This is a genomic window from Paenibacillus sp. J22P277 (genome assembly GCF_059383675.1).
Genome location: NZ_JBXENS010000002.1, coordinates 545,035 through 557,972, shown reverse-complemented (window position 1 = coordinate 557,972; position 12,938 = coordinate 545,035). Strand labels below are relative to the sequence as shown.

Annotated in this window: 12 protein-coding genes; 11 read left to right on the top strand and 1 reads right to left on the bottom strand. The window is 59.7% G+C overall.

What is annotated here, in order from left to right; translation table 11 throughout:
* The first annotated feature begins 153 nt into the window (after nt 1–153).
* The 11 genes from AC50YL_RS07225 to AC50YL_RS07175 all read left to right on the top strand — a co-directional run bounded on the left by AC50YL_RS07225 (nt 154) and on the right by AC50YL_RS07175 (nt 11,676).
* Nucleotides 154–720 (top strand): PadR family transcriptional regulator, encoded by a 567-nt coding sequence (locus AC50YL_RS07225; protein ID WP_494830561.1) that lies wholly within the window; start codon nt 154–156, stop codon nt 718–720.
* Between the two features lie 255 nt (nt 721–975).
* On the top strand, nt 976–1,890 hold the full coding sequence (locus tag AC50YL_RS07220; RefSeq protein WP_494830559.1) for a DMT family transporter: 915 nt from the start codon (nt 976–978) through the stop codon (nt 1,888–1,890).
* A gap of 484 nt (nt 1,891–2,374) precedes the next feature.
* Nucleotides 2,375–3,265, top strand: coding sequence for an ABC transporter ATP-binding protein (locus tag AC50YL_RS07215; RefSeq protein ID WP_494830557.1), 891 nt, complete (start codon nt 2,375–2,377; stop codon nt 3,263–3,265).
* A gap of 60 nt (nt 3,266–3,325) precedes the next feature.
* Nucleotides 3,326–4,078, top strand: coding sequence for an ABC transporter permease (locus AC50YL_RS07210; RefSeq protein WP_494830555.1), 753 nt, complete (start codon nt 3,326–3,328; stop codon nt 4,076–4,078).
* Nucleotides 4,079–4,081: 3 nt separating this feature from the next.
* Complete coding sequence (locus tag AC50YL_RS07205) at nt 4,082–5,269, top strand: histidine kinase (protein ID WP_494830554.1); 1,188 nt, start codon at nt 4,082–4,084, stop codon at nt 5,267–5,269.
* Nucleotides 5,270–5,274: 5 nt separating this feature from the next.
* A complete protein-coding gene (locus AC50YL_RS07200; protein WP_494830552.1) occupies nt 5,275–5,874 on the top strand; it encodes a response regulator transcription factor in 600 nt (199 codons plus the stop codon).
* 223 nt (nt 5,875–6,097) lie between these two features.
* A complete protein-coding gene (locus AC50YL_RS07195) occupies nt 6,098–7,510 on the top strand; it encodes an S-layer homology domain-containing protein (RefSeq protein WP_494830550.1) in 1,413 nt (470 codons plus the stop codon).
* Between the two features lie 136 nt (nt 7,511–7,646).
* Entirely contained in the window at nt 7,647–8,600 is a 954-nt protein-coding gene (corA, locus tag AC50YL_RS07190) for a magnesium/cobalt transporter CorA (RefSeq protein WP_494830549.1), read from the top strand.
* Between the two features lie 64 nt (nt 8,601–8,664).
* Nucleotides 8,665–8,949: a small, acid-soluble spore protein, alpha/beta type gene (locus tag AC50YL_RS07185; protein ID WP_494830547.1), complete on the top strand. Its 285-nt coding sequence runs from the start codon at nt 8,665–8,667 to the stop codon at nt 8,947–8,949.
* A 361-nt stretch (nt 8,950–9,310) separates the two neighbouring features.
* Nucleotides 9,311–9,994 carry a response regulator transcription factor gene (locus AC50YL_RS07180; protein WP_494830546.1) on the top strand — a complete coding sequence of 228 codons (684 nt, stop codon included), beginning with the start codon at nt 9,311–9,313 and terminating at the stop codon, nt 9,992–9,994.
* Nucleotides 9,991–11,676, top strand: coding sequence for a sensor histidine kinase (locus AC50YL_RS07175; protein WP_494830545.1), 1,686 nt, complete (start codon nt 9,991–9,993; stop codon nt 11,674–11,676). The genes AC50YL_RS07180 and AC50YL_RS07175 overlap by 4 nt, the downstream gene beginning before the upstream one ends.
* Nucleotides 11,677–12,560: 884 nt before the next feature.
* Here AC50YL_RS07175 and AC50YL_RS07170 read toward each other — a convergent pair.
* Nucleotides 12,561–12,929, bottom strand: a complete 369-nt coding sequence (locus AC50YL_RS07170) for a VOC family protein (RefSeq protein ID WP_494830543.1) — start codon at nt 12,927–12,929, stop codon at nt 12,561–12,563.
* Nucleotides 12,930–12,938 lie beyond the last annotated feature (9 nt).

The following is a 12,938-nucleotide window of genomic DNA, read 5'->3' as shown; positions in this document are numbered from 1 at the left end:
TCATACCGCCGCCGGCCGAAGCGGCAGAGTTCTAACTTTCATGGTACCCGGCGATGATGCCCGACGCCCGCCGTTGCCGCATGAATATGCGTTTCGGGTCGATTTATGGTACGATTTTCAGAAAAGAGCGCATGCATAGGAGGATTCCCATCGATGATCGGTTTAGCGTACGCCTTGCTCGGCATGCTCGCGCGGAAGCCCTGCTCGGGTTATGAGCTCATGAAGCTGCTGAAGCTGTTCTGGCAGGCGCAGCACAGCCAGATATACCCGCTCCTCGCGAAGCTGGAGAAGGAAGGCTTGGTCACGTTCGAACTGATCGGCCAGACCGGCAAGCCGGACAAGAAGCTTTACACCATCACGGATTCGGGGATCGCCGCGCTCCGGAAGTGGATCCAGGAACAACCGCCGACCGACAGCACGGAGCGCGACGAGTTCCTCATCAAGATCTACGCGATCGGCCTCGTCGATCCCGACGAGGGCCGCAAGCTGTTCCTGGAACGGCGCGAAGCGCTCGTCGCCCGGCTGTACCGCTTGGAGGAGAGCATCAAGCTGATGGAAGAGGAACCCGGGATCCCGGTGACGGACATCGCCTCCAAGCAGTTCGGCCGCTACCTGCTCCATCAGCGGAAGGTTCGCATGGTCCGGGAAGAGATCGAATGGCTTGACTGGTCCCTGCCGTTGTTTAAGCCCTCGTCGGCGCAGACGCCGCGCAATCCGTAGTTCCGGCCTTGTTGGCCGGACAGCGGCCGGCCCGGCTGCTCGTTTACCCGAAAAAGCGTGCGGACCGAGGCCCGAACGGTCTCGGGTTCGTCCAGTTCCCGCTCCTTCCGACAGATCCGCAGCCCGGCTTTTCGGTCTGCGCTAGAAGATCGGCCTCCCGCGAGGGGGCCGATTTTTTTTGTATTGTATTTCCGCGCGGAATCCCTCACACTGATGTCAGATCATTCCAAAAACGGAACGGAGACCGGACCTATAATGAAACAAGAGCGCAGATGGGCGTACTATATCGGGCTGGCGGCCGTGGCCGCGATCTGGGGGGCGAATTTCGGGGTATCGCGCAAAGGGATGGAGACGTTCGATCCGGTGCTGTTCGCCTTCCTGCGCTTCTCGCTGGCGCTGCCGTTCTTCTTCTTGCTGCTGAAGCTGAAGGAGGGCAACGTCGGCATGCCCGCGAAGACGCTGCTGCGGCTCGCGGTGCTTGGCTTGGTCGGGATCACGGGACTCGAGATCGCGGTCATGTATTCCATAAAGTACACGACGCTCGCGAACGCGTCGCTGCTGAACGTCGCGCCTTGGCCGATCTTCGCCGCGCTGTTCGGCCCGTTCTTCCTGCGCGAGCGGATCACGTCCCGGCTCGTGACCGGCGGCATCGCCGCGATCATCGGCGTATGCTTCGTCATCCTCGGCGGCGGGGAAGGCTTCGACGTTTCGTCCGGGAACATGATCGGCAACCTGCTCGCTTTCGGCGTCAGCATCGTCGGCGCGCTGTTTAATCTCGCCTGCATGCCGCTCATGCGGCAGTACTCCGCGCTGCGCGTCAGCACCTGGTACACTGCGTTCGGCGTCGTGTTCATGTTCCCGTTGACGTTTCCGTCCTGGGGCAAGGTCTCGTGGTCCGCGCTGGGCGGCAGCGAATACACGGCCATCCTCTTCAACGTCTTCGTCTGCACGGTCTTCGCGTTCATCGTCTGGAATGCCGGCATGTTCAAGATCGGCGCCGCGCGGGCGAATTTCTTCCGCTACGTGGTGCCGGCATCCGCGGTCGCGGCCGGTTACCTGTTCTTCGACGAATCGGTCAGCGGCTGGCAGCTGATCGGGACGGCGTTCATGGCGGCCGGTTTGGTCTGGATCAGCCTGGAGCGGAGAGCGCCGACGGCCGTCCTGCAATAAGTCCCCGGAAATTGGACGACCCCCGCTTCGTCCCGAAGCGGGGGTCTGTTTTTGCGTTTGCGGGGCATAGCGCCGATAGTCCTGCAGCACTGCCCTGTATGGTAAGCGTAACCGCCAATGTCTTCCTACTTTCATAACTAAATCATGCACGAAAGCAACGAAAGCCCTAACCTCTCTAACGTCCTTGCGGTTCCTCGACCGCGCCAGTGTGAATCCGTGTTCCTTCAAGCAGCCGTGTTTAAAAGGAAAATTAACTGTTGGTGATTTTGGAGGGTAAATCACGATCAATCCGAGGAAAAAACCAGAGGTTACACTTGATACAATTATTGATTATACACTTATGAATGTAATCCGTCAAGTTGCGGTTGCGCAGGCAAGCAGATGACATTTGTCATGCGAAACGCATTACATTCATGCATACCGAGCCGACCATACCGCGGGGTACAATGAGGACATCAGAAAGACGACAAGGAGTGAACGATGCATGAAAGCAGCGATTCAGCTTAACGGCGTAAGCAAGATTTACAAGGACAAGAAGGCCGTCGACAACTTGACGCTCTCGATCGCGGAAGGCACGGTCGTAGCCCTGCTCGGTCCGAACGGCGCGGGCAAGACGACGACGGTGTCGATGATTCTCGGCCTGCACAAGCCGACCAAGGGAACGGTGAAGCTGCTCGGCGGCGACCCGGGCGACACCCGCGTTCGCGACCGGATCGGCGCGATGCTGCAGGACGTTAGCGTCATCGACGGCCTCAAGGTCGCAGAGAGCATCAACCTGTTCCGCAGCTATTACGAGAAGCCGCTCCCGCTCGCGTACTTGCTCAAAGTCTCCAACCTGGAGGCCGAGAAGGATAAGATGGCTTCCTCGCTCTCCGGCGGCCAGCAGCGCCGCCTCGGCTTCGCGCTGGCGCTGGCGGGCGATCCAGAAGTGATCTTCCTCGACGAGCCGACGGTCGGCATGGACGTCACCTCCCGCCAGCTGTTCTGGGATACGGTGCGCGCGATGGCGGGCAAAGGCCGGACGATCGTGCTCACGACGCACTACCTCGACGAAGCGGACGGCGTCGCGGACCGCATCGTCGTGATCAACAACGGCAAGATCATCGCCGACGGCACGCCGGGCGAGATCAAATCGGAAACGACCGGACGCGTCATCTCGTTCGTCGCGGGGCCGACGGTCAAGACGGAGGCGCTGCTCGCGCTGCCGGGCGTTACGGACGTGGAGTGGAGCGGACGCAAGGTGAAGGTGTTCAGCACCGATACCGACCGGCTGATCAAGGCGCTCGTCGAAGGCAAGTTCGACATGCGCGATATCGAGATCCACAGCGGCGGGCTGGAAGACGCGTTCCAAGCGCTCGTTCAACAAGCCAATTAAGCCGATTCAAGCCAAACCGATGAATCGCATATACCACCACTTATAAGGGGATGAATACAAATGAATCAAACGATGCTTCGGGCGACGGTCGCCCAGTGCAAGGCGGAATTGCTGCGGACGGTCCGCAATCGGCGGTTCGTGATTTTCTCGGTCATCATGCCGGTGATTTTCTTCTTCCTGTTCTCCAGCACGATGGGCGAGCAGACGATCGACGGCGTGAACTTCAACTCTTACTACCTAATGTCGATGACCTGCTACGGCATTATCGGCGCGAGCTTCACGACCTTCAGCATGCGGCTGGCGCGCGAGCGCTCCCAGGGCTGGATCCGGCTTCTAAAGATTACGCCGCTGCCTTCCTGGGCGTACATTGTCTCCAAGATCGGCGCGCAGGCGCTCATCAACCTGTTCATCATCGTCATGATGTTCGTGATCGGCGGCTTCGGCAAGCATATCGACCTGCCGGTGTCGACTTGGCTCTCCTGCGGCGCTTGGATCTGGATCGGCGGCATGTCGTTCATGGCGCTCGGCACGCTGTTCGGCTCGATGCGCAACCCGGATGCGGTGCAGGTCATCAGCATGATCGTGTATATGGGGATGTCGGTGCTCGGGGGCTTGTGGATGCCGATCACGACGATGTCGGCGACGATGCAGGATATCGCCAAGGCGCTGCCGACGTACCGGCTCGGCCAAGGCGCGTGGAACATGCTTGCCGGCGGCTCGGTCGACTGGGGCGGCATCGGAATATTAGCTGCATACGTGGTCGTGTTCATGGTACTCTCTTCATATATCATGAGAAAGCAGGAAGCGGTGTAGTTCATGCGCAAATGGTTGAACAGGCGGCCCAATTACCAGGGACCGCCTCTCGTCTTTACCTTGGTGTGGCTCGTGTATCTGGTGTTTCCGCTCGTGTCGTTATTTCAGCTGCCGACCGTCGAGATCGTCGAAGGACTCGGTGCCGTGCTGGTGTTCATCGTCCTGTACATCTGCGGTTACTTGTACGAACGCCCTCGCCTGGTTGCGGTGCTCGGTTTGATATTGATCGCGCTGCTGTTTTGCTTGAAGTTCGATGCCACCGGCGTCTACCTGGCCTTCTACCCGTCCCCGATCATCGGGCAGCTGAAGAAGCGGTGGGAGCTGGTCGTCGGGTACGCGGCCATGATCTCGTTTTTTACGTACGTGATCGCGCATTTCCAGGTGTACAACGACCAGGATATGCTCGTGCAGCTCCTGCCCGCCATGGTGGTGATGTTGATCATGCCGGTCGGGTTCAAGCTGGGACAGCGTTCGAAGGAGCTGCGGCTGAAGCTGAATCTGGCCAACGAGGAGATCGCGCGGCTGTCCAAGAACGAGGAACGGCAGCGTATCTCGCGGGATCTGCACGACACGCTCGGACATACGCTCTCGCTGATCACGCTGAAGAGCGAGCTGGCCGAGAAGCTGATCGGCAAGAATCCGGAGCGCGCCGCGCAGGAAGTGAAGGATATTCAAATGACCTCGCGCGCCGCGCTCAAGCAGGTGCGCGAGCTGGTCTCGGGCATGAACGCGGTGACGATCCGCCAAGAAGTCGACCATGCCAAGCAGATTCTTGCTGCCGCGGGGATCGTGCTGGAACGGCGGGGCGAACTCGCAAGCGCGGTAACCGCGGACTCGGGCGATGACGGGCGGAGCGATCTCGAAGAACTGAGTCCCTCTCCCCTTATCGATAACATTCTAGGAATGTGTCTTCGGGAGTCGGTCACGAACGTCGTGAAGCACAGCCGGGCCAGCGTGTGCACGGTCGAGCTCCGGCGGGAGCCGGGCAGCCTGCGGCTTACGGTCGAGGATGACGGCGTCGGCCTGCCGCACAAGGATGAACCCGCTTCCGGCTGCAACGGCATGAAGGGGATGCGCGACCGGCTGAAGCTGATCGAAGGCGTACTGGCAGCGGAGCGATTGGCTGCGGATTATGGAACGCGGCTCGTGTTCGCGGTGCCGCTCGTGGATAAAGCAGGGGAAGGCGGATAGCGCTTATGAAAGTCATCGTGGCGGAAGATCAAGGCATGCTGCGCGGCGCGCTGAGCGCGCTGCTGGATTTGGAGGACGACATCGAGGTCGTCGCTCAGGCGGAGAACGGGCGGCAGGCGCTCGAGCAGATCGAACGGCTGCAGCCCGACATCTGCGTCATGGATATCGAGATGCCGCATATGAGCGGCTTGGATGTCGCGGAGAAATTGAAGGAGCTGGACCATTCCTGCAAAGTCGTCATCTTGACGACGTTCTCGCGTTCGGGGTATTTTCAGCGGGCGATGAAGGCGGGGGTGCGGGGCTTCCTGCTCAAGGATTCGCCGATCGACGAGCTCGGCGCCGCGCTGCGCCAGGTCTACAAAGGGGGACGCGCGGTCAGCCCGGAGCTTGCCATGTCGTTCTTCGACAGCGAGAATCCGCTCTCGGAGCGGGAACGCGAGGTGCTGAAGCTGGCCGCGGAGGGGCTCTCCGCCGGCGATATCGCCGGCAAGCTCTTTCTGTCCGCCGGGACCGTGCGCAACTATTTGTCCGAGGCGATCCAGAAGCTGGAGGCCAAGAACCGGATCGACGCGATCGGGATCGCGGAGAAGAACGGTTGGTTGTAAGTCGATGCCCCTGACGGCCAAGCTAGGCCGTTCGGGGTGTTTTTGCGTGCATGGGATTCAAAATATTGTAAAAGGTGTGCATGATTATGTTAAGCTAGTAACGGGTTCGGGCTTGCTAGAATCATAGTTTGGCCGGAATCCTGCTTGCGGAGTACATAGATTGCGGGACGCATGGATTACGAGATGCAAGGACATTGCCTGCCGGGAGGATCTTGAAAGCGGAATGCGAAAAATAGCGATTGCACTTATCATTGTCATGGCGTGGACGGCTGGTTTGGCCGGCTACGCGCCGAAATCCGCCGCTGCGGCGGCATCCGGTTCGCCGAGCGCTTGGGCCAAGCCGGAGATCGAGGCGGCGATATCGAGCGGGTTGATCCCGTACGGATTGACGAGCAGCTATCAGCTGGCGCTGACGCGGCAGGAATTCAGCGATATGGCGGTACAGCTCTACGAGGTGCTCACGGACGAACAGGCGCCGGCGCCGGGCGCCAATCCGTTCAAGGATACGAAAAGCGCCGCCGTGCTGCAGGCGTACGCGCTGGGCATCGTGAAGGGAACGGGCGGAAGCAGCTTCTCGCCGAAAGCGACGATCACGCGCGAGCAGATCGCGCTGATGCTGTACAACACGCTCGTGAAAGCGGGCTTCCAGGCCGAGCTGGCGGGAGGCCAAGGCGCTTCGCCCGTATTCGCGGACGCGAAGCAGCTGGCCGCTTGGGCGCGCGGGGCCGTCGGGACGCTGACCGCGAGCGGCGTCATGAAAGGCGACGGCACGGGCCCCTACGCCCGCTTTATGCCGAAAGCCACCACGACGCGGGAACAGTCGATCGTGCTCGTGTACCGGATATTCGAGCAGTTCGGACGGTATTTCGTCCGGGACGAGTCGGATCTGCTGAACGCGCCGATACAGTCGAAGCCGGTGGTCATCAAGGATGACCGGGCACGGACGGTGGACAAGGCGGCGCGCGAGATATTGGCGAATATCATCGGACCGGACATGACGGAATACGAGCGCGAGCTTGCCATCCACGATTATATTTTGCTCCACACCGCGTACGATTACGACAATTATCGCAACGATACGGTTCCGGCCGACTCGTATACGATGTACGGCACGCTCGTCGAAGGCATCGCGGTGTGCCAAGGATACGCTTACACGGCCCAGCTGCTGCTGCGCATGGCGGGCATCGAGGCGTATTACGTGCGGGGCACGGCGGGCGGAGGCGCGCATGCCTGGAACAAGGTGAAGATCGACGGGGCGTATTACAACCTCGACGTCACCTGGGACGATCCCGTGCCGGACGTGGAAGGAAGGCTGGCCTACGGGTACTTCAACGTGACGGACGACGAGCTTCGCCGCGATCACGAATGGACCGACAAGCTGCCGAAGGCGACCGCTGCGACGCTCAATTACTACGCCGTCAACGGCTTGACCGCGGCTACGCCCGCTTCGTTCGCGGCGAGAATCGATGCCGCGATCGAAGCGGGCAGTGAAACCATCGCGCTGAAGCGTACTTACTTGGACGCGGAAGGCCCGGATACGTGGAACGAGATTATCATGAATCACGACAGCATTCAAAGCTACACGTATACGCTCGATAACAGCGGCGTCGTAAGCTTCACGTTTTTGTACCGGTGAACCTGTATGCGGATCGCAATAGGGGCTGCCCCGGTGCCGTTCGGTTGCGCTCGGACCGAGGCGTTTCCGGCTCCGCATTGCTTCGGGAAAATCCATAGTGCTACACTAGAGGAAAAACAGATGGAGCGACCGCATCATGATTCGAATCATAGCCATAACGGACGATCGGCGAATCGTTCACCTGACCTCCTTGGACAAACTGGCCGATTATAAGGTGACTTGGTATTGGGCCGACTTCTTATCCCCGACGCCCGAGGAAGTGCATTTGCTCGGCGAAGGCTATTTTCACTTTCATCCGCTCACGATCGAGGACTGCCTCTATTACCTCCAGCGCCCGAAGATGGACCATTACGACGACGTACATTTCCTCGTGCTGCACGCCATGATGCAAGAGACGATGGAGACGCAGGAGGTCGACTTGTTCATCGGCCCCAATTATTTGGTCAGTTATCACGTGCATCCTCGCCGCGAGATCGAACGGGCGCGGGAGAAGATCACCCAGAAGCCGCATTGGGAGACGCACGGCTGCCTGCATGCCGCGTATACGGTCATCGACGAGCTGGTCGACGAATATTTCCCGACGGCGCAGGCGATCGAGGACCAAATTTTCGAATTCGAGACCGGCCTCCAAGAGCAGAACATTCAAGCGAAGCTCGTGCAGGTGTTCGAGATTCGGAACAAGCTGCTGAAATTGCGCAAAACGGTCGTGCCGATGCGGGAGCTGGTGTATCGGATTCTGCAAACCCAGCGGATCGAGGACTTGCGCCAGTATCATCTTTTTTTCACCGATATCTACGATCATCTGCTCAAGCTTGTCGAGATCGTCGACTCCAACCGCGAGATGACCTCGGATTTGCGCGATCATTACATGTCCCTGAGCACGAACCGGATGAACACGATCATGAAGACGTTGACGGTCATCACGGTCATCTTCATGCCGCTGACGTTCATCGCGGGCATCTACGGCATGAATTTCGTCAATATGCCCGAGCTGACATGGCATGCCGGCTATTACGCGGTGCTGGGCGTGATGGCGGTGCTCGCCGTACTCATGTACGGCTGGTTCAAAGTCAAAGGCTGGTTCAATTGACGCATAAGCGGCTGCCGATTCGGGGAACGTATGCTTAAAAGAGTTCTCGAGGAGGCAATGGCAGATGGCAAGACGCAGTCGGAGAAAACATCTCGTCCCGGGCGCGGATGCCGCGATGAGCGCGTTCAAGGCCGAAGTGATGCGGAAGGAAGGCTTCGTCGTGAATCCGAGTCAGCCGGATGACGTGAAATTCGAAGTGGCGCAGTCGCTCGGCATTCCGCTGGAACGGGGCTACAACGGCGGCGCGTCCACGGAATCGATGGGCCAGATCGGTGGGCAAATCGGAGGTGCGATGGTCAAGGAGCTCGTGCGCATGGCGCAGGAGAAGCTGGCGAACCGTCAGCCGTAAAGGGCCGGCTTGCCAATCGGGGGTGGCGCCATGCCGTAGCGGCAAAGCATCGTCACGTTGGTTGGCGTCAGCCTCCTCGCGGCCTCATTGGCAGTCGGAAGAGCTTTACCGTTTCCGTCATCGCGCACGCGTTGGATCCGGCATCAAATGCCGGCAGGCAGGAAAACAACAGAAATTAAACAACGAATTCAACCATCGGCGCCGGCGCGCAGGATGGTTTTTTTGCGCGCCTGCTTCTATTTTCGCACTCCTATTTTCGCGCAGGCTCGGTTTTCAGCTTATTTTCAGATTGGCTTCATTCTCGGTTCAGGATCGGCGGCTATACTTAGTCCTATCTTGGTTCAATGGGGGTTGTTCGCTTATGCCCGCGGCTATTCTTGTCATCGAGGACGATCACTATATTCAGGAGCTCATCGCGGAGTTTCTAAGAGCGCAGCAGTACGAGGTCGACGTGGCCGAGGACGGGCTGGAAGGCTGGGAGAAATTTCAGTCCGGGACGTACGACTTGGTGATTCTCGATCTGATGCTTCCGACGCTGGACGGCTATGCGATCTGCAGGCGCATTCGGGAGAAGGGCGATACGCCCGTCATCGTGCTGACGGCGCTTGGCGAGGAGAAGGACCAGCTCAAGGCGTTCGAGGAGGAGGCCGACGACTATATCACGAAGCCGTTCTCGTTCCATGTGCTGACGAAGCGGGTGGAAGCGGTGCTGCGCCGCACGCGGAGCGCGCAGTCCGGGGAACAGCTGTGGAACGGCAGGCTGCGGCTGGACGCCGATGCGTACAAGGTATTCGTGGACGGGAAGCTCGTGGAGACGACGACCAAGGAATTCGATATCTTGAACACGCTCATTCATAACGCCGGCCGGATCATGACGCGGGACATGCTGCTCGATAAAGTATGGGGCTACGACTTCTTCGGCGATTCGCGCATCGTGGACGCGCATATCAAGAACATCCGCAAGAAGCTCGGCATCTCCATCATCCGCACGGTCAAAGGCGTCGGCTATTCGCTGGAGTCGGAGCTGGCCGGGGTGGGGGGATGATCCGGCGCAAAGGCATCCGGTTCAAAATTTTTCTCGTCACGACGGCGCTGCTCGTCGTCTCGGCCGTGCTGATCTACCTGACGCTGTATTTCATGCTGCCGAGCTATTACAAGTACATCAAGCAATCGCGGTTGGAAAGCGGCGTGAACGAGCTCGTTCGCTCCGTGAACGGGCAGCCGGTGGAGGACGCGCTGCCGCTGATCGCCCGGTTCGGGCAGGAGCATAACGCCGTCATGATGCTGCGGGACAAGGACGGAGGCGGGTATTACATACCGCCGAATTTTCGTTCGTTCAAAGGCTGGCTGGCCGGCAGCTCCGGCGTGAGCGGCTATCCGCTGCTGCGCAAGCAGCTGGAAACCGGTCGCTTCGAGGACGGGCGCGACGGCGGAGCGCGCGTCGGACCGGCGGGGCCGGGGAGCGACGGGGAGACGCATATCCTGAGCGCCGAACGGAAGGTCGCGTTCGCCGAAAGCGACGAATCGTTCACGCTCTACGTCGATGCGCCGCTGCAGCCGATCGGGGAAGCCGCGGACGTGATCCTGCTCTTCCTGCCGTACATGCTCATTCCGATCCTGCTCATCGCGATCGGAGGCGCCTTTATCTATGCCCGGCTGATCGCGCGGCCGCTGTTGTCGCTGAACCGCGTGGCGCGCCGGCTTGCCAAGCTGGACTTCACGGTAACGGAGCCCGCGCTGAAATCGCATGACGAGCTGGGCGAGCTGTCGCTCAGCTTAAGCAAGCTGGCGGTCAATCTGCAGTCGACGATGGGCGAGCTGCAGGATGCCAATGCCCAGCTCAAGAGCGATATCGAGCTTGAGCGCGAGCAGGAGGCGAAGCGGCGCGAGTTCGTGGCGACGATCTCGCATGAGCTGAAGACGCCGATCACCGCGGTCAGCGGCCAGCTCGAGGCGATGATCGGGAACGTCGGGCCGTTCCGCGACCGCGATACGTATCTGCGCAAGTCGTATTCGATCATGCAGGACATGGACAAGCTCGTGCACGAGCTGCTGGAGCTCTCGAAGCTGGAAAGCCGCGAATTCCGGCCGCTCATGCGGAAGGTGGATCTGTCCGAGCTCGTGCGGGAAGCGATGAACAACATGAGCTATCTCGCCGGCGTGAAGCATATGGAGCTGGCCTGCGACCTGCCGGAGGAAGCGATGATCATCGCCGACGAACGGCTGATCGCCAAGGCCGTATCGAATATCATTACGAATGCCGTGCAGTATTCCGGCGAGGGCGAGCGGGTGTACATCAGGCTCGCGGAGGAGCGGATCGCCCTCCCGCCCGCGTCGGAGTTGACGGAACGGACGGAAGAAACGATGCAGCGGAAGGCCGAATCGATGGATATTGCGGGCTTTCCAGGCTCCGGTCCCAGGAACGGCGTCACGCTGGAGGGTCAGCCGGCGACGCCGTCGGAGCCGCTGATCGGCTTGGACGCCGTCCCGCTGCTGCGTTACCGGCTGGAGGTGCTCAATACCGGCGTTCAGTTGGACGAATCGAAGCTGCCGCGCCTGTTCGAGCCGTTCTTCCGCGCCGAGCAGTCGCGCAGCCGCTCCACCGGCGGCAGCGGCCTCGGGCTGTATATCGTCAGCAAGGTGCTGGATGCCCACGGCGCTCAGTACCGCATCGGCAATACGCCCGAGGGCGTGCGGTTCGACGTGGTTTTGCCGGGAGCGGCATAAACGCGTCCGTCGGGATCGAAGGTTCCCTAGGTGAGCAAGCTGGGATTGCAGGTCTCTGGAAGGCTCTGCAAAGAATGCGGGGTCTGGAAAAAGCCCGTAGGAATTGCAAGACCTTAGAAGAGCAAATCAGGGATTGCAGGTCTTCGGAAAGGGTTTGTAGGGTTTGCAAGACCTTAGAGGGGCAAAGCAGGGATTGCAGGTCTTACGAAAGGGACCGTATGAATGGGAGCACCTCAGAATAGCAAGCAAGGCTTCCACGTCTCTGGAAGGGGCCGTAGGGTTGGAGTCTCCGGAAAGCTCGCGGATTGCGCGGCCATTCGGAGGCTTCTTTCGTTTGCGAGAAAAGGCAGTTAGGAGCGTGGCGCATGGCTCGACCGAGTGATCGAACGGGTGAGCGAATTCGTTCGCTCGGGGGATAGGCCATTGGGTGATGGGGAATTGCTGCAAATCTGCAGGAATAGGCAAGCTGGTTCTGGTCTGGGAGAAAATTGCTGCGATGATGCAGCAATTTTATTGCCCCATCCCCGAAATCAAGCATTACGTAGTAAATTGCTGCACTTTTGGCATCAATATGCCGCCGATTAGACGATTTCAACGAAAATTCCTGCATGATTGCAGCAATGTCCGTGCTTGCGTGTTATGGCGTCGAAGGGCGTCGTGCGTCAGAACGCAGCTCGAAGCTCGAAGGCAGAGGTAGAACACCATTTCGTATTTTAAGAGGTTTACCTCCGTCCGATAAATCTAATCGATGAACAATCTCTCGGCTATCATCGTGTTCCTTTCCCATAATCGTCTTAACATGCAGAGTTTCGTTCCATCGTGCATCGCTCATCTCAAAGTACCGCCGCGCTGCTTGGGAAGCCTTCCCGCCTTATCGCGGAGGCTTACTCCATGAACTCGAGCCGGTTGCCGAACGGGTCGTTCAGGAAGAAACGGCGGACGCCTTCGTCGCTTCTGGCATCGTCGCGTATTATCGGCAGGCCGAGTCCTTCAAGATGCCGCATCAGCGCGTCAAGCTGCCGGACGACGAAGGCCGGGTGGGCTTTCGTCGCCGGAACGAAGTCCTGCTGCACGCCGACGTGAACCTGCTGCGCGCCGCATTGAAACCATGCGCCGCCGCGCTGCCGAAGCGATTCCGGCTTCGCGATCTCCGGCCAGCCGAGCGCGCCGGCATAGAACGCCCTTGCGGCGGCTTCGCAGCCCGCGGGCGCGGCCAGCTGGACATGGTCGATTCCGATAAACGAGAAGTTCATGCACATTCG